Consider the following 17,330-nt stretch of genomic DNA (forward strand, 5'->3'; position numbering starts at 1 on the left):
GTGAACACAAGAAAAGGAGAGTCAAAGCGAGACTGGCTTTAGCTCTCTCCCAGGTTACTTTATTAATGTAAGTATAGCACTTTTCGGCATGCGCCTGCTATGTTGTGGTCTAATAGAAACGCCCGGCACCACTAATGGTGCCGGGCGTTTCTATTAGATCACGATACTATAAAAAAATTTTAGACGGCCGGCTCAAGCGCCTCTTTGGCCGCCTGCTCCGCTTTATATGCCAGGGCCAGCGACTGATCCTCTGCCAGCTGAATGGAGTCTCCGGGTCGGATGATGCCCTCGGTGAGAATCTGGGCACGCAATCCACCACGGTGAAGGAGGCCGCTGAGGGCGTCGGGTTTGGTGAGTTGGACCAGGTGAAAGCAGGGTTCACACAGTCGACGACCGAGTAAGGTGACCTCGCCAACCTTGAACGCTTTCCAGACCAGGTGATTGAGCGGTACGCCTACGGTGACAATATTGCGGCGGGCGGTCAATGCCGTGAGTTCACAGCCATAGTCCCTTTTGAGTGCTTCCAGCACTTCGCTTTCGATGAGGGTTATTTCGTAGCTGGCTTTCCCCATTTTTGAAAAATGGCCAGTGCCCAGGTAATAGCGATCACCCTCGATTCCACGACCGGGAACTGCATGTGCCTGGTCAATGGTTGTCAGGGGCTGCCCTTCACCTGGAGCAATCTGGAGCGAAATAACGGAGCCTTTCCACATCGTATACTATCTCCTCATTTTAGATAAAGAAAAATTTTTAGAAAAAACATAGCACATAAGAAAAACATATTTATATAGGCTTATCAGTATTGCGTGGCAATTGTACTGAATACAGTTTTCTGCAAGCGCTATACCCTGCGATACTATTTATAACGATTTAGGCTGGATTTACTAACCATAAATATTTTTGGAAAAAGATGAGGAAAGGGCCATAAAGTCAGCCCCCATGCCTGGGAGGCTGGCTTTATGACCCTTTTTGCCTGGAAGTGGATTATGGAAGCGAAATGAGATGTGCTGGCAGCTTCGGTACTACTGGTATAAAGGCCGCGATGACGAGGCCAACGATGAGTAGGATGGTAAACATAACGAGTATCTTCATGCTCTGGCGCATAACATCGTGGAAGCCAGCCGAAATCTCTGTGCGCAGTACACCACTGATGGCTACGGCAAGCGTGGGCAGCGTCCAGAGGGCTAGCAGCACAAAGTGGTTATGGCCGTGTGGAACACCCAGCAAGAGGACCACCACATAGGCCAGTACCATCAGGACGATATAGGCGATGCGGCTCCAGCGCAGCCCGATCATGGTGGTGAGGGTCTTGCGGCCGACATGGCTATCGCCTTCAATGTCGCGCATATCGTTGGCGTAAATGATGGCGGCGGCCAGGAAGCCGAGTGCCAGACTATAGTAGAAGGTGGTCGCGACAAGATGGCCGCCCGTCTGGATCATATAGGCTCCCATGACGGGTAATAAGCCAAACGCGATAAAGCCGACTAATTCTCCCAGGCCCAGGCTGGAGAGCGATCTTTTTGTGGCGCTAAAGAAGTAGGCGCACAGTACGATGATCAAGCCAAAGAGACAGGTCAGCGGGCCACCGGCCAGCGAGGCGATCAGCCCCAGTACGGCGCCAATTCCCAGGACGATTAAGCCAATGGTTAAAACGCGGATTGGTTTGATGAGCCCCTGTTGAATTAACCCACCGGGGCCGAGCGCGTTGCTGGCATCGACGCCGTGCTGGTGATCATAATAGTCGTTGATAAGGTTAGCGCCGATCTGCAGGATAACAGCGGCCACCAGGGCCATCGCGAAATGAACGATGTCGAGGTGCCCAAGTGGTTTATCTGGTGTCACGGTCTGCGTCCAGGCCAGCGCGGTGCCCAGGAGGATCGGCATCAAGGATAGGGGAAGATAGTTAAGCCGGATACCGTCACGCCAGATATCCAGCCACTCGCCGATGCCGCGCCTATACTCGGATGGTTGCACGACCAGAGGGGCCGGCATGCCAACCGCGCGCATCGAAGCAACAGAATGTACTGACACTTCTGGCTCAAGGGTGCTGATGGTCTGTAGAGAACCAATGGGGATCGTTGGAACCTCTTCGGCCTGAACTCTATCAGCGGGTACAATCTGGGCTGATTGTTTCTTTTTGGTAGGCTTAGCCTCGGGAACTACTTCTGGCTCGGAGTCCTCTTCAACTGTCTCGGGCTCGCCTTCGGCTACCTCGGGTTCACCCTCAGCTACCTCAGACTCGTCTTTAACTGTCTCGGTTTCATCTTCGGCTACCGCAGATTCGTCTTCTATTGTCCCGGCCTGCTCCTCTTGAGTTTCAGGCTGAGCAGTTTCTTCGCGCCTGGGATCGGCATCCACCACCTGGATGGCATGGTTTGCCTGGTCCTGTGGCTCGACTTCAGGCGCGAGATCCTGATGAGTGGCGTTTCTTTCTATGTTTTCCATGCGCTCCCCTCTTGGCGTAGAGATTAACTAATATGGCTATGAGTGCATTTTATGCGTTTACAGTATGAGTGCTTGTATACATCAATATGATGCGCAGTTTCGGTTCGTGTGTATCTATACTGGCTGGCGATCTGATTCATAAGATATGCCATATATGCCCTGTCCGTGATGAGATACGTTTATGATAAGCACCTGTCAGCTTACTGTGGTTGGGTATATAAAGTCAAGGAAGTGGACTTTTTTCTTTGTACGACTCCTATTCTTTATTGATCGGCTGGCAAGTGCTGTTGTAAACCCTCCTGAAGTTCACGCATAGACCGTTGTAGCTGCAATTGAATGGCGGCCGCGGTGAGGTCTCCGCGTGTCTTTTCCAGAATACCACGTGCCGAATCGGTGGTGCGCCGCAAACCACTGGTGATTGCATCTGGAAAATCGACCGTAATCAAGACGGCGTAGATATCATCCATGTAGTTAAGAAATATTTCGCAATCCTCAATATTGCTGCGGCGGAGCTGATCGAGTACGTAGCGTCGCAACTCCCCAATCGCCTCGGCGATCCCATTAAGATAGGCGGCGTAACCGATGGAAAGCTCTTTGGGCGTGGGCAAAGGCTGATGCTGGGTGAGGGCCGCGAACGTACGCGCCTCAGCGTATTCTTTTTGCGCATCCTGGACGAACCCTGCGAAATAAATATCACGATGCTCTTGCAGGTTCTGTTCCATTTCTGTCAGCAAGGTAGCAGCTTGCTTTAGCAATGCCTCGGCGGCGGCAATCTCATGACGATGAGTGGCACGGATACTATTCGCACATAAGCGAATCGCCGCGCGCGATTTGGGCAATGCGCTTTCGCGTGCGGCGTGCTTGAGAGAAAAATATTCAATCGCTTCTCGCCCTATTGCGTCTATGTTGTGTTCGGGCATCAATGCTAATCCTTTCTCTATTGCCTTTAGCGTATCATGCAGTTGAATTTTCTGACTTCCTGCTGATTCTATGTAGCATGTTTGCCCTGACCAGCTTCATCAACGCTGGTACAATTGTACTTTGATTCTGCACAAGGATTCAATAGGGGGCGGTCAAAAAATCACCTTCTCCTATTTCTAATAACGTTGCAAGGTAGCTGGACGTTTCTTTTCTGGCCTGAAATGGCGGTCGCGATGAATGCTTTATAGGGGATGGTACAACACGACGGGTGATGCGCATTACACACCACCCGTCGTGTTGTACCATCCCCTGGATCAAGCTATAAAGTCTTAGCGGGCCCACTTTTTCCCGTTGTGGCGTTGGGCCTCGACCAGAATTGGATAGACCTCTATTTCTGGCGGAAAAACCATGCTTTGCACATCCCCGGACCAGAAGAGCTGCTTCATCATTTCAGCCGCAGCGTAGAGGAGATGTTGTAAGGCGGCATCGCGTCCCTGCTCATACGCTCCACTGCCTTCGTACATAGACATCCTGACGAAACTTTCATTAAGTGGCGTGCGCTCGCTTAAACGGACTAGATAAATGTCCATCTTGGCATCTCCCTTATCGACCGGAAGCATAATGCGCAATTCCGGCCGCTGGTCGATGATATCCAGACGATAGAAGACGCCATAGTGATCACGCGAAGCCTGAAAAATGGAGATCTCTGGAATGGAGTCACCACTGTATTGTCGATCTTCTGGTTGTTCCATTTCTACTCCTAATCCTGCCAGAAAATGTTCAAATTGTTCATCTATATTCATTGTTTATCCTCTCCATTCTTGATCCCTGATGCTATAATGTACTTCCCCTCACTCTAAATATTCTACGCGCCCCCTACTAAAGCGGAAATTTTACCCATCATCTAATAAAGGGATGCCCGTGGGGCCGCAGTCGCGGCCCCACGGGCATCCCTTTATTAGATGATGGGTGGTGCTCAAAACCAATAAAGGTGTGAGTACGGATGGTGCGCGATCGCGCACCATCCGTACTCACACCTTTATTAAAGAATGGGGGCGCCTGCGCTCCCCAAACCCCTCTAAGTGCAACTGGTGGTCATAACGCTCACCAGTTGCACTTAGCCCCCCGCTCTCTTTACTTTGTAACCGAGGCTGGTCAGCTTTTCCTGGATTTTGTCGCAGTGGTCGCCCTGGATCTCAACGTTGCCATCTTTGATGGTGCCACCGGTACCGCAGAGCTTCTTCAGCTGTTGTGCCAGCGTCGTCAGCTCGTTACCCTGGTCGGGTAACCCGGTGATAACCGTGACGGTCTTCCCTCCACGTCCTTTGCGATCACGCATAACACGCACGATCCCATCGCTCTTCTTTTTAGAGGCCGCTGCTTGATCGCATCGGCAATTTTTATATGGCTGTCCACACCGGGGACAGGTCGAAACGCGACCACTATCAGTTGAATACACTATGCGATCTGGCATCTAATGTTCCTCTCCTCTCGTCATCTGCTCTGCATTGTACCATAGTACCATGTCACTGCACATATTTTTTTAATTTTAATGCTGTGTTTACATTCATTGTTTTTATGCTATTCGATCTGTGATGCACCTCATGCGAGTATCGAAATATACAATATAAGCAGAGGGATATTGAAAACGTGTATTGCATATTTCCGGTAGCTCAACTACAATGGATGTATGAGATATACCCATATCTATTTGAATACCCATCACGCTAGCAATTATTTTCGCACTTTTACAGAAAATTAGAAAAATAGGTATTTAATCTCAACCTGACACTAATTCAAAAAAACAGCCGTGTATGTATATGTAAGGTTACGCTACACCATCAGATGAGCAAAGTCGCTCTCATTGCGAGAGTGAGGTTCCCTTCTTCTCTACGCACATGCTTCAACGTGCCTGTCGTGCCCGGGTCTGCTGCACGAGTCGCGTTGCTGATGGCTTCTTGACCGCGTGTGATAGAACAGCTTGTATATTTTAGCATGGGGATGGTAATGCAACAGCTAGAACAAGTCACTCTTGGACACTATCAAATCCTGAAGCGCCTGGCACGTGGGGGAATGTCTGAGATTTATCTCGCACGTGACACTGCTAACGATCAGGTCGTTGCCGTGAAGTTAGTGAATACAGGGGCAGGTGACTACTACGAGCGTTTCCGCGCTGAAGTAAAGACCCAGGCTGCCTTTGACCACGAACACATCTTACCCGTCCTGGATTACGGCGAGTTTGATTCGTGGTGTTACATGATTACCCCCTATATTGAGGATGGAACCCTGAGCGAGCGTTTGCAGCAGGGCTGCCTTTCGCTGGCTGAGGCCGAGCAGGTGCTGGCGCAGTTATCACAGGCGCTACACTATGCTCACGAAAAAGGAATCGTCCATCGAGATATCAAGCCTTCTAATGTGTTGATGCGGGACGGCACCCATGTCTATCTGTCCGATTTTGGGTTGGTGAAACGGGTGGGTGAAGATAACGGCCTGACATTGACCGGCTACCTGATTGGCACCCCCGAATATATGGCGCCAGAACTGGCCGAGTGTGAAGCGTCACCTTGTAGCGATGTTTATGCGTTAGGCATCTTGATGTACGAGATGCTTTCTGGCCGCGTCCCTTTTAAAGCCAACACCCCGATAGCTGTTTATATGCGGCATATTCGTGATCTGCCCGATCCTCCATCCGTCTATAATCCTTCCATTCCCCCCGAGGTGGAGGCGGTCATTTTTCAGGCCCTGGAAAAAGATCCAGAGCGGCGTTTCCAGTCGGCCCAGGAGTTTTACCTGGCGTACGTACAGGCGGTGAAGCTGGCCGAAGAGCGTCGCTTGGACGCGGCGACTATGCCTACTCAGGTCAATCACTTTGGCCTGGAGAAGCCACGCGTAACCATTGTGCGCCAGAAGCATCGTATGTTGCGCGGGCGCTTCCTGTTTACCCTTCTGGTGGTGCCTTTGCTGTTAGTAACGGTTCCCGCTGTACTGCATGCCAGTCTGGGACCCCAGTGGTTCAAATTGTCGCTCGGGGGAGCTACATCGGCTCCCCCTCAGCACGTGATCTCTACAAATGCCGTGAATACAAATCAGAACCCTCTTCTTAAGCCGACGCCTACACCAACCCATACGGCCCGGCATATTCCAACACCTACCCATACGCAACTGACGCCTGCTCAAGGGCCGGTTCAGGTTATCTCGAATAATAACGCCAATCATGGCAATAGCAATGGTGATCATGGAGGCCCACCGGTAAAAGCGAAAGGCCATGGCAATGGAGGCGCTAAGGGGCATAATAAAGGATAAATTTGGGACAGGAGATATATTCTGTCCCTCAATTCTTCTTTTCTAAAAATGACGCCTTTCGCATAAAAGTGTGTCAATTTGTGCATCTATGCATCTGGTCGTTGCGTGTTATATGTATTGTTTCCCCATCATATTGCCTGCGACAGAAAGATGCTATTGCTATGCCTGGTCTAGAAGGAACGGTTGTTAAACAATATCATATTCAACACTTGCTTGGCAGCGGAGGTATGTCAGAGGTCTACCTGGCATACGACGATGTGACCGAGCAGTATGTAGCGATCAAAATCATGACCGGCTATGCAGCAGATTATCTTGAGCGTTTTCGTCGTGAGGCGGAGGCTATCGATAAACTGCATCATCCCCATATCCTTCCCGCGCTCGATTACGAGGAATGCGAGCCCTGGCATATGCTGGTTATGCTGTATGCTGAGGGTGGCACGTTGCGCGATCTGCTGGCTGGGGGCCCGCTTGATCCTGATGAGGTGGGTGTGCTGCTCAAACAGATCGCCAGCGCCGTTCAGTTCGCCCATGATAATGGTGTGTTGCATCGAGATATCAAGCCTTCCAACATTCTGCTGCGTGATCGCAGCCATGCTTATCTGGCCGATTTCGGACTGGCGAAAATGGTTGATGCGACGACGACGAGCCAGCTGACGCGTACAGGTGTGTTGATGGGGACCCCCGAGTATATGGCGCCCGACCTGGCCATGGCGCCAGCAACGGTCAGCACCGATATCTATTCGCTGGGTGTCTTGCTTTATCAAATGTTAACGGCCCGTTTGCCTTTTGAGGCTGAGACGCCGGTTGCTGTATTCTGGAAGCATTTGCACGATGAGCCATTGCCTCCTTCTTTACACAATCCGACGTTGACACGCGCGATTGATCGCGTGGTGTTGCGGGCACTGGCGAAAGATCCAACCCGGCGTTACGCATCCGCTATTGAATTGGCGCAGGCTTATCAGCTGGCATTGCTGACTCCTATTGAAGAGGAAATTCACTCCACCTCCCTCAATCTGGATGTCGAGTCGGAGTATGAACAGGTGATGCTGGCTGATAGCGTCAGTCTGCCCGATCCTATGCTGGTCCGTGCTGAGGCGCCCGCTGTTTCCGCACCACGCCAGCGACGACGACGCGATACTCCCTCTTCTCCCGGCAGGCGCCTGATGACCTCTCGACCTATACTGCCTGTTGTCGCGAGGCGCCGGGCGACGCGGCGCGCGCGTCGCCTGGCGTACGCGACCCCCGCCGGCCTGGATCCCGATGCGTCAATACAGCCACCGTCAGATGCGGACCAGGTTCATACGGAGACGCTCGCGCCACGCCGCCGTCACCGTATCCGTGGACGTTCCACGCCGATGACGGAACGACCACGCAAGAGTCCCAGGACCCATATTGTCCCGGGTATTATCGGGGCCGGTATCCTGCTCTTTATCATTTTGCCGTTGAGCATTATGTACTACCTGTATGCTACGCGGCCCATCGATACCGTTGTTGGGAATGCCCATTCGGTACCAGTTGCCAGCACTTCCCAGTCGGTGGAACATACGAATCCACAGAAAAAGCCGCCCGCAGCAAAATCTGGCAATCCTGTCGTGCCGGAACCGCTGATGCTGCAGGACGATCTGAGTAGTAATACAAATGGTCGCTGGTCCGAGGCGCCCGGCAGCTGTGCCTTCGCCTATGGATCGTACCGCGTCATGCATAGTCATGGAGCGGCTGAGCTCCCCTGCGCTTTGATCTCGCCGCTGATCGGCAATGCCAGCGTTCAGGTGAACGTCTCTTTGCTGTCCGGTGACACGGTGGATATGCTGCTGAGGTTGCGTGGCGAACAATATTATATGCTCCAGTTGAATAGCGCGGGCCAGTTCTCGTTCCTGCGCCACGATGCCGACGCCGCCCAGGATCAGTATGTGACCCTGCTCAAGCCTACGGCCAGTAGCGCCATCGTGCCCGGTTCCGGGGTCAACACGTTACTGGTGCAGGCACAGGGGAGCGACTTCAAGTTCTATGTCAACGGCATCTTCCTGGGCGAGGTCCAGGATGCAAACTACAAGAGCGGCCAGCTGGCTTTTCAGGTGGATAGCGCCTCAACCAGCGAGCAAGCTATCGCCAGCTTTACCCACTTCAAGCTCTCCGGAGCCACCCCGTAATCGCTGGAGATAAATCTCTAAATCTCTACAGCTTTTCAACTTTTGACAGATTTTTGTAGATTTGCGGTTGCTAAATTCCCGCTTAGCGCGCTATGATATGAGAGGCATCCTACGGGAAACCCCTGGTGGATGCGCAAAAATCTGACAAGGAACATTTATGCAACAAGATAGAATACCTGCCTCTACCGCCCGATCATCGCATGTTCCTTCAACTGGCGTTGCGCGTTTTCTGGCCGCCTGCCGGCATGAGCAGCCCGATGCAACCCCAATCTGGTTCATGCGCCAGGCCGGCCGTAGCTCGCAAGGGTATCATGAGCTACGCGAAAAATATGATGTCTTAACCCTCATTAAAACTCCCGAGTTGTGTACCCGCATGACCATGATGCCGGTCGAGAGCTTTGGGGTTGATGGCGCGGTCCTCTACGCGGATATCATGCTGCCCCTAGAAGGTATGGGCATTGATTTTGAGCTGCGCACCGAGGGACCCGTGATCCACAATCCGATCCGTTCCGCCCAGGATGTGGAGGCGCTACGCCTGATGAACATCCAGGAGTCTGTGCCCTATATCCTTGAGGCGCTGCGCCTGGTGCGGCGTGAATTGGAGGGGAAGCAGGCCGTAATCGGCGTCACGGGTGGACCCTTTACGCTGGCCTGCTATATGATCGAGGGCAAGCCTTCGCGCGATTACGCGACCGCCAAGGCTCTCATGTATAGCCAGCCTGACCTCTGGCATGCCTTGATGGAGAAGGTGACCGATGTCGTCACAGAGTATGCCCTGGCGCAGATCTCCGCCGGGGCCGACGTGATCCAGATCTTTGAGAGCTGGATCGGGACACTGGGACCCAGCGCCTATCGCCGCTTTGTGCTGCCCTATACACAGCGTATCTTCGCGGCCATTAAGCAGACGGGCGCGCCGGCGATCCATTTTGGGACCGGCGCGGCGTCCCTGCTGGAGAGCATGGCTGAGGCTGGCGGCGACGTCATTAGCGTTGACTGGCGCGTCGAGCTGGATACGGCCTGGGAGCGTATCGGCCTGGAGCGTGGCATCCAGGGCAACCTGGATCCAACCCTGCTGTTGACCTCGTGGCCCGTGGTAGAGGCTGGTATGCAGGATGTTTTGCGTCGAGCGGCCAATCGGCCCGGCCATATCTTCAACCTGGGACATGGTATCCCGATGGCGGCCGACCCCGACTTGCTGCGCCGCCTGGTTGAAGCTGTCCACGAAACGACAAAGAGATAAGGGAAGAAACAGATGACAAACAAACATGTTGGCGTCATGTTGATGACGTATGGTTCACCGGCTACCCTGGATGATATTCCTGCCTATATTAAGAACGTGTATGGTGGCCGCGAGCCTTCGGAAGAGGTATTGACCGAGTTTCGGCGCCGCTATGACCTGATCGGTGGCTCGCCCTTGATCCGCATTACGCGCGAGCAGGCCGAGGCGCTGGAGCAGGAGTTGAACACGAACAGCACCGATGGCACCACCTACCATGTGACCGCCGGTATGCGTTTCTCGCCGCCGTTTGTGGCCGATATGGTACCCGAGACGGCCGCCGGCGCGCAGTCTCTGGTGGGCATCATTATGTCGCCCCAGTATTCACCAATTATCATGAGCGGTTACATCAAGACCCTGCAGCAGGCCTATGAAAACCTGCACCGCGACGACCTGCAGCTGAAGATCTCGACCGACTGGCACCTGCAACCCTTCTTCATCCAGGCTGTAGCTGAGCGTGTACAGCAGGCGCTGGCACGCTTCCCCGAAGATGTGCGCAACCAGGTTCCCGTGTTGCTGACAGCGCACAGCATGCCCAAACGCGTCATCGAGAACGAGCCAGACTATATCAACCACCTCAAAGAGACCGCCGCCCAGATCGCTAAACGCGCCGGCCTGTCAGACGACCGCTGGATGTTCTGCTATCAGAGCGCCGGTCACACCCCCGAAGAATGGCTCAAGCCAGACTTCGCCGATGTCATGCCAGAACTAAAAGAGGCCGGCAAACAGCACGTCCTCATCGCTCCCGTCCAGTTCCTGGCCGACCACCTGGAGATCCTCTACGACATCGAAGTCGGCGCCCGCGAACAGGCCGAAGAGCACGGCATCCAATTCGCCCGCATCGAATCCCTCAACACCAGCCCCCTCTTCATCAAAGCCCTCGCCGCCGTCGTCCATGACACCCTGGCGCAGTAGATGTAGTTATATGTGAGTGAGCATCGGTGGACAGGTTGCGCTGAGCGCAACCTGTCCACCGATGCTCACTCACATAACAAAAATGTGGGGCCGCGTCAGCGGCCCCACATTTTTAAGAAAGCAGCGTTGCAATCTGCTTCGCATCAGTGGCGCTAATCGCGCCACTGATGCGATACCCCACCCCTTTTTCGGTCCATGAGAGAGTGGTATTGCCGTTGGAGCTATAGAGATTGCCGCTGCCGCCACGTATCGCGGTCGCCGTACCGCGTCCAGGCAGATTGGCCAGCGGCTTCCCCTCAGCCAGCGTAAAGGCCTGGTTGCCCTTCATATAGCTTAGTGTATAGGTTTGCAGACCAGGAGTTCCCAGCGCCGTGACGCCGGTCAGCGTATATTCACCCTGATCGGCCAGGATACTCAGGAGATGATAGCCCGCCTGCTTCTGGGCCTGGGCCAGCGTCAGCTTGCCCGTGTCCTGATTTCCATTGAGATCTGATAAAGGACGCGTCTTTGTGCCCGCAGGAGCCGTAAAGGTAAACAATTTGTCGTCTATCTGCTTATTCAGCTCCAGTTGTGGAATATTGACCGTGATCTTTCCCAGGTTATTGATGTTCAGATCAACTTTCAATGGGAGCCGGGTCGCGTTGTCGACATAGACCTCGCCACTATAGTTAAAGCTGGTGGTATCGCTGCCGCTATCGCTTGTACGCGGCACGACATGGATATCAGAGGCCGTGTGTCCATTAACCTGGGTCGAAGAAGAGCGCAGGGTACCATCACTATGATCAAAGATACTCTGAATGACATTGAGCAGACTCTGGCTCTCGCCGCCGCTAGAGCCGGCGATGCCTCTACTCTGTGTATCGGGTGTATTGGCGTCGTGGCTCACTTTTCCTGTATACACCACTTTCTTTGCCGGATCATACTGCCATACCTGCTGCCCATCGCTGACTGATAGGGCACCCGTACTCACCTGCGCTAGAGTCGAATTCAGAACAGCTGTACGGCTCTTATCTGGATTCGCCTTCCACAGCTCGGTTTCAACGGTGCCATTGAACGCCTGGCTTGCGCTGTTCAGATTGAAGATACCATGCAATGTTTTCGCGTTATCCAGCGTATGTGCCATTGTATCCAGCATATTCTGTCCGGGTCCGCTAGCGACAGTAGGAGTGGGTTTCGCGGATGTTTCCGTCGGAGTCGGCGATGTCTTTGTCGTGCTACCGCTGCCACAGCCCGCCAGCATCAGCAAAATGAGCAGCAAAGCTGGCAATGACAGCGCGCCAGACCTCCGATGCGAGAGGTTCATAGGGAGAGCTCCTTTTATAGAGAGAAGGAACATCGTACATGTTCCAAATTGTATTTGTTTGCTACTAGACAGTATATCATGCAGCAAAAGATAACAATACGTAACCTTTTGTAGCTGATAGGAGCATTCGCGCCCTCGTACAGGCGTCCGCCCTCGTTTTTTAGTGTTGTGGCAGGGGGCGCGTCAAGCGCCCCCTGCCACAACACACAACCGACTGCTGAGCACCACAGATGCGAAAACTCATTTGGAGCAGTGTGCTCAGCACCCCGCGCCGTACACACTGCTCCAAATGAGTTTTATGTGTTTTTATTCATTTGGCAAAAACAGGTCGAAATTTACTCATTATTTGGCTAAAGATTGATTATAATAGATAGGGAACAAGAATATGTGTAGCTATTGGACCGTTGTATTGGTTGCTGTCCACAGTATAATCATCTTGTATCCGCGTCCCGAGGAAGTTGGCCTGGTGGAGGGTGGCAGTGAATTATATCCAGGGTTCTCATCTATCGCAAAATCATGAGCGATTACCGTTCATTGTGTATGTGTAAGAATTCATACATAAAAATGTGTTTTTCCTGGGATCAATGTATCAAAAATCTATGGCCATAGATTTTTAAAATGCCAAGAAACGACTCCTTATCTGTTTATGAGGAGACGCCTGCTGAGAAAGGATGTGGATGTATGGTGCGTCAATGCGCTTGGTGCCTGCGCTTAATCAACAGCGCGGGGGAGCGTCTGTCTCCCTTACCGCTACCCAAGCTCTATGAGGCAAGCCATGGGATATGTGGAATCTGCGGCATGCAATGGATGGAGCAGGTCATTGAAGCAGATGGCCCACTGGGATCACTCCAGCGGCAAGAAGTCGACGTTACTGGTGGATATCCGGATGTGGCAAGGCATGAGCCTATTGTACAGTTGGTGTTGCAACTACAGGAACCAGCGCCTGAACTTGATGGAGGGCCGCGTCCGGGGCGGAGATCTGTCGAAGCCTGAAGAAGAACGAGCTTACGAACGAGAAACACAGCGAGAAGCGGAGGGGGATCAGACTGATCGCCCCCCCGCTTCTCGCTGTATATTGTCGCGCCACAGCCAGCGGGCTAATTGGTGGCCATGAATGAGTCCTGAATGTCCCCAAAATCAAAGGGGCAGAGCTGACCTACCTGCGCCACATAAACGGGTTGATTGGTCGTCTGTGAATGATAGAACATGTAAAGCTGTGAGCCATCACTGCGCATAAAGCCCCAGACAAGATCGTAGTTGCCGGGCGCCATCGGTTGAAACTTGAAGTGCCCATCATCGCTGATGGTGGCCGCTGGCGCATTAGCTAACTGCTGATAGAAGGCGTCACTGCCAACGTTGGGATCCAGATTCTGCAGCAGGGCGGCATTGATCTTTATATAACCATCACTGAGTTTGGGTACATCCTTGACGAAGTGTCCCAGCACAGGCTGAGGAACACTCAGGGCTGTTTTCGCCTCCTGACCCTCGGGCGTATCGGCAAATTTGTTGGCCAGTTCCTGATAAACAGGCACGGCCGTCTCACACAGGGTGCTTTTGTCCTGCTTGCCCTTGCCCAGCAAAGCCTTGCTCATGTCTTTATGCTGCTTGCCTACCTCCGGGGACTGTGGGAAGCGATCCGTTACCACCTCAAAGCTGGTGACGGCCTCCTGGTAGTTTTTCTTGCTCAGCATCGTTTCCGCCTGATTATAATAGGCGGTAGCATCTAACGGACTGACCTGAGACTTACAATTGGAGTCGCAGTAGGACAGGCTGAGGACGTAGTCGAAGTGATTGGTGGCGTCACTATAGCGTCCCTGCCCGGCATCCTGCTTGCCCCAATTGATATAGGACTGCAGCTCGTTTTTCTGCGCACGACTCACCATGTCTGTTAGCTGGCCGAAATTGTTTTGCACCAGCTCAAACTTGTCGTTGGCGGCCTGGTACTGCTTATTCTGGCTCAGGCTTTCACCCCATTCAACATATGTCCGTGCCAGGTTGATGCTGCCGGGCGACTTTTCACCGGCCATCTGATATTCGCTGATGGCCTGTCCCCATTGTTGCTGGCCCTCCAGGAAATGGGCCTGGACGGCGTGCAGTGAGCCGTGCGCGAGCAGTCCAGCGCCTCCACTGGTAAATAAGATGATGATGACCAGCACAGAGGAGACATATTGCCTCAGGCGATGTGGATTGTGGCTAGATGCCATGCCGGCCACGGAACGAATGCCAAGCACGATCAAGAGGAGGACCGCCATTCCCGCCGCTGCCAATGACAGGTGCAGATCCCCATCGGTCCAATCGCTGCCTGTGAAAAAGATCGCGACCAGTGATCCAACAATCACGAGCAGGCCCAGGACAAATGCCCAGACGGGTAGGGGCCGGGCAATGCCTCTGGGTCGAGGCGCCGGGGTTGGCATGGGAGTGCCCGGAAAGCTGCTATTGCCTGTCGATGGCGGATACCCGTATCCTGGATTCGATGGCGGATAGCCGGGGTACGTTGGCGCGGACGATGCATACGCGGGATATGATGGCGCGGACCCCGGCCACGAATTCCCTGGAGCCGAGACTGCAGGTACCTTCGCGGTAGGAAGCTCACTGGCATCGTACTGGGACGGGGATGACAATGGCTGTCCGGTGACGGGAACGTTTTCGGATGGCATCCCTGCCTGATTAGGAGCAGGCTCGCTACGCGACATGGAGTCCTCAGGTTGCGATGATGTTGTATTCATTTTTTGTACAGAGATAGCGGGCCTCTCTGCCAGCCTTGAACTAAAATAAATGTAGATACAAAGGTTATACACCGTTTTCCAGATAGAGTGTGTTTTATCCACTATTCGCGTATCTCACAGGGATAATATTAGCGCAAGTAAATCCCTATCAAATATAGGTAATAGCAGGAGTCACGTGTTGCCGCAGGTGTATATATGCATATGTATCTATTTTACACAAAAAAACACTGCTTTTACAATCTTAGAGAAAAAAATCCTGTATTTAGTGATGTTGTGTTGTGGTGCCATGCATGGCACCACAACACAACATCACTAAGTTCATACACTTCTGGGCTGGGACTGTAGAAATTCGCGTAGGAAGCGGTTGACGAGCTCTGGCTGTTCCTGCTGCACCCAGTGTCCGCTATCGCGGATGCGTTTGACCTGCAGGTTGGTGACCCACTGGTCCAGCGCCTCGGTGAGAGTGATGTCCAGCGCCACATCCTGTTCGCCCCAGATGAGGAGGGTGGGCATGTTGATGACGCCAGCGATGCGGCGATCCACCAGGTTCTGCGGTCTTCTGGCGAGCGAGCGATAATAGTTGATGCTGGAGGTCAGCGCCCTCGGCTTGCTCATGGCCTCTCGATAATGGGCGATAACCTCTGGTGGGAAGGCCTCCTTTTTCACGGCCGTCTGCTGGAACATGCGCCCGATGAGCTCGGCATGGTTGCGCCCCATTATGTATTCGGGCAGCCAGGGAAGCTGGAAGGCGAAGATATACCAACTTTTGCGCAACTGCTTGAGGGTGCGCAACTCGCGTTGCATGGCGCCTGGATGGGGCGCGTTTAATACCACCAGCTTCTCGGTCATCTCTGGATAGGCAATGGCGAAGCTCCAGGCCAGAACGCCTCCCCAGTCGTGTCCGATGATAATCGCCTTCTCGTATCCCAGGCCCTTGATCAGGCCGACGATATCGAGGAGCAGGGTGGGAATATCGTAGCCGCTGGTTGGCTTATCGCTGTCGTTGTAGCCGCGCAGGTCTGGCGCGACCACGCTATAGCCGAGGTCCGCCAGAAAGGGAACCTGCAGCCGCCATGAGTACCAGAATTCGGGAAAGCCGTGCAGCAGAACGATCAGCGGACCCTCACCCTGGGTGACGTAGTGCATACGGATGGTATTGGTCATAATATCGTGATGCTGCCAGCTCTCGGTTGTTACTCCCATAAAAATGCTCCATATAAGAATTTGTCTTACACTCATGATCATCGCCTGCGGCACACCTGAGCTTTCACACCTCCGATACTCACAAGTCTATGGTGTGTTGGTGCGGCAGGGGCGCGCGAAAGCGCCTCTGCCGCACCAACACAATAAGATATCCAGCCACCGGAGGTGCCCATGTGTCAGTTTTGAGTTGGTGCATCGGGTGCGCAAATGCGCACCCGATGCACCAACTCAAAAAACCAGTGCGGCCGTGTAGCGGACGCGCGTGCGGGGGCGCTCACGTGCCCCCATATGAAGAGAGTCAGATACGCGCTAAAGAAATGAGGTCGGATCATGATCCAACCTCATTTCTTTAGCGCGTAGGCTAAACCTATCAGGCGTTTTCAGGGCCGCCATAGACGACGGCGCGCTTGACCTCTTCAATCAGGTCGGTGACAGGGATACCACGTGGACAGGCATCGGAGCAGTTGAAGATGGTGCGGCAGCGCCAGACGCCATCTTTGCGGCTCAATAGCTGCAGTCGCTCGGCGGCGCCCTGGTCGCGGCTATCGAATATGAAGCGGTGTGCGTTCACGATCGAGGCCGGGCCCGCCCAGTCTGGATTGCCCCAGATGGAGGGACAGGAGCCGGTGCAGGCGCCACATAGGATACACTTGGTACCCTCGTCGTAGCGTGCACGTTCCGCCGGAGATTGCAAGCGCTCGGTGCCCGGCTCGTTATCATGCGTAATCAGGAAAGGCTTGATCGAGCGATATTTATCGAAGAAGCGATCCATATCGACCACCAGGTCCTTAATGACAGCATAACCCAGCATCGGTTCGATGGTGACCTTGTTACCGACGTCACGCATCAGCACCTTACAGGCCAGGCGATTGCGGCCATTGATGCGCATCGCATCCGAGCCACAAACTCCGTGGGCGCAGGAACGACGGTAGGTGAGGGTGCCGTCCATGGTCCATTTGACCGTGTTGAGCGCGTCCAGCAGGCGATCGATGGGATCGGCCTCAACCCGGAATTCGTCCCAGTAGGGCTTCGCGTCTCGCTCTGGGTCGTAGCGCTTAATACGTATCAGTACGTTCATTGCCAACTCT

14 protein-coding genes are annotated in these 17,330 nt (G+C 53.5%); 5 read left to right on the forward strand and 9 right to left on the reverse strand.

The window, feature by feature from the left end:
• Positions 1-179: 179 nt before the first annotated feature.
• The 5 genes from AABA21_RS25125 to AABA21_RS25145 form a co-directional block, all read right to left on the reverse strand.
• Entirely contained in the window at positions 180-713 is a 534-nt protein-coding gene (locus AABA21_RS25125; RefSeq protein WP_338254471.1) for an MOSC domain-containing protein, read from the reverse strand.
• Positions 714-984: 271 nt separating this feature from the next.
• Positions 985-2,445, reverse strand: coding sequence for a 1,4-dihydroxy-2-naphthoate octaprenyltransferase (gene menA, locus AABA21_RS25130; RefSeq protein WP_338254472.1), 1,461 nt, complete (start codon positions 2,443-2,445; stop codon positions 985-987).
• A gap of 263 nt (positions 2,446-2,708) precedes the next feature.
• Complete coding sequence (locus AABA21_RS25135) at positions 2,709-3,365, reverse strand: hypothetical protein (RefSeq protein WP_338254475.1); 657 nt, start codon at positions 3,363-3,365, stop codon at positions 2,709-2,711.
• A gap of 330 nt (positions 3,366-3,695) precedes the next feature.
• A complete protein-coding gene (locus AABA21_RS25140) occupies positions 3,696-4,169 on the reverse strand; it encodes a hypothetical protein (RefSeq protein WP_338254476.1) in 474 nt (157 codons plus the stop codon).
• A gap of 314 nt (positions 4,170-4,483) precedes the next feature.
• A complete protein-coding gene (locus AABA21_RS25145; protein WP_338254477.1) occupies positions 4,484-4,840 on the reverse strand; it encodes a translation initiation factor Sui1 in 357 nt (118 codons plus the stop codon).
• A gap of 533 nt (positions 4,841-5,373) precedes the next feature.
• On the opposite strand from AABA21_RS25145, the gene AABA21_RS25150 reads away from it, so the two are divergent.
• From AABA21_RS25150 to hemH, 4 genes are all read left to right on the forward strand, one after another.
• Positions 5,374-6,669 carry a serine/threonine-protein kinase gene (locus AABA21_RS25150; protein ID WP_338254478.1) on the forward strand — a complete coding sequence of 432 codons (1,296 nt, stop codon included), beginning with the start codon at positions 5,374-5,376 and terminating at the stop codon, positions 6,667-6,669.
• A 161-nt stretch (positions 6,670-6,830) separates the two neighbouring features.
• Entirely contained in the window at positions 6,831-8,819 is a 1,989-nt protein-coding gene (locus tag AABA21_RS25155; RefSeq protein WP_338254480.1) for a serine/threonine-protein kinase, read from the forward strand.
• Between the two features lie 157 nt (positions 8,820-8,976).
• Positions 8,977-10,059, forward strand: coding sequence for a uroporphyrinogen decarboxylase (hemE, locus tag AABA21_RS25160; RefSeq protein WP_338254482.1), 1,083 nt, complete (start codon positions 8,977-8,979; stop codon positions 10,057-10,059).
• A gap of 12 nt (positions 10,060-10,071) precedes the next feature.
• A complete protein-coding gene (gene hemH / locus AABA21_RS25165) occupies positions 10,072-11,010 on the forward strand; it encodes a ferrochelatase (protein ID WP_338254484.1) in 939 nt (312 codons plus the stop codon).
• Between the two features lie 112 nt (positions 11,011-11,122).
• Here hemH and AABA21_RS25170 read toward each other — a convergent pair whose 3' ends face one another.
• Positions 11,123-12,313: a LolA family protein gene (locus AABA21_RS25170; RefSeq protein WP_338254486.1), complete on the reverse strand. Its 1,191-nt coding sequence runs from the start codon at positions 12,311-12,313 to the stop codon at positions 11,123-11,125.
• Positions 12,314-13,111: 798 nt separating this feature from the next.
• On the opposite strand from AABA21_RS25170, the gene AABA21_RS25175 reads away from it, so the two are divergent.
• Positions 13,112-13,306, forward strand: a complete 195-nt coding sequence (locus AABA21_RS25175; protein WP_338254487.1) for a hypothetical protein — start codon at positions 13,112-13,114, stop codon at positions 13,304-13,306.
• A gap of 104 nt (positions 13,307-13,410) precedes the next feature.
• Here the strand turns inward: AABA21_RS25175 and AABA21_RS25180 are convergent, their stop codons facing one another.
• From AABA21_RS25180 to AABA21_RS25190, 3 genes are all read right to left on the reverse strand, one after another.
• On the reverse strand, positions 13,411-15,006 hold the full coding sequence (locus tag AABA21_RS25180; protein WP_338254489.1) for a tetratricopeptide repeat protein: 1,596 nt from the start codon (positions 15,004-15,006) through the stop codon (positions 13,411-13,413).
• A 351-nt stretch (positions 15,007-15,357) separates the two neighbouring features.
• Positions 15,358-16,242 (reverse strand): alpha/beta fold hydrolase, encoded by an 885-nt coding sequence (locus tag AABA21_RS25185; protein WP_338254490.1) that lies wholly within the window; start codon positions 16,240-16,242, stop codon positions 15,358-15,360.
• Positions 16,243-16,612: 370 nt separating this feature from the next.
• Positions 16,613-17,320 carry a succinate dehydrogenase iron-sulfur subunit gene (locus tag AABA21_RS25190; protein WP_338254491.1) on the reverse strand — a complete coding sequence of 236 codons (708 nt, stop codon included), beginning with the start codon at positions 17,318-17,320 and terminating at the stop codon, positions 16,613-16,615.
• Between the last annotated feature and the right edge of the window lie 10 nt (positions 17,321-17,330).

This window comes from Dictyobacter halimunensis, from assembly GCF_036245075.1.

Excerpts from the sequence above, each read along its gene's own strand:
- AABA21_RS25125 (WP_338254471.1), bottom strand. The coding sequence starts at position 713 with ATGTGGAAAGGCTCCGTTATTTCGCTCCAGATTGCTCCAGGTGAAGGG.
- menA (WP_338254472.1), bottom strand. The coding sequence starts at position 2,445 with ATGGAAAACATAGAAAGAAACGCCACTCATCAGGATCTCGCGCCTGAA.
- AABA21_RS25135 (WP_338254475.1), bottom strand. The coding sequence starts at position 3,365 with ATGCCCGAACACAACATAGACGCAATAGGGCGAGAAGCGATTGAATAT.
- AABA21_RS25140 (WP_338254476.1), bottom strand. The coding sequence starts at position 4,169 with ATGAATATAGATGAACAATTTGAACATTTTCTGGCAGGATTAGGAGTA.
- AABA21_RS25145 (WP_338254477.1), bottom strand. The coding sequence starts at position 4,840 with ATGCCAGATCGCATAGTGTATTCAACTGATAGTGGTCGCGTTTCGACC.
- AABA21_RS25150 (WP_338254478.1), top strand. The coding sequence starts at position 5,374 with ATGCAACAGCTAGAACAAGTCACTCTTGGACACTATCAAATCCTGAAG.
- AABA21_RS25155 (WP_338254480.1), top strand. The coding sequence starts at position 6,831 with ATGCCTGGTCTAGAAGGAACGGTTGTTAAACAATATCATATTCAACAC.
- hemE (WP_338254482.1), top strand. The coding sequence starts at position 8,977 with ATGCAACAAGATAGAATACCTGCCTCTACCGCCCGATCATCGCATGTT.
- hemH (WP_338254484.1), top strand. The coding sequence starts at position 10,072 with ATGACAAACAAACATGTTGGCGTCATGTTGATGACGTATGGTTCACCG.
- AABA21_RS25170 (WP_338254486.1), bottom strand. The coding sequence starts at position 12,313 with ATGAACCTCTCGCATCGGAGGTCTGGCGCGCTGTCATTGCCAGCTTTG.
- AABA21_RS25175 (WP_338254487.1), top strand. The coding sequence starts at position 13,112 with ATGCAATGGATGGAGCAGGTCATTGAAGCAGATGGCCCACTGGGATCA.
- AABA21_RS25180 (WP_338254489.1), bottom strand. The coding sequence starts at position 15,006 with ATGTCGCGTAGCGAGCCTGCTCCTAATCAGGCAGGGATGCCATCCGAA.
- AABA21_RS25185 (WP_338254490.1), bottom strand. The coding sequence starts at position 16,242 with ATGGGAGTAACAACCGAGAGCTGGCAGCATCACGATATTATGACCAAT.
- AABA21_RS25190 (WP_338254491.1), bottom strand. The coding sequence starts at position 17,320 with ATGAACGTACTGATACGTATTAAGCGCTACGACCCAGAGCGAGACGCG.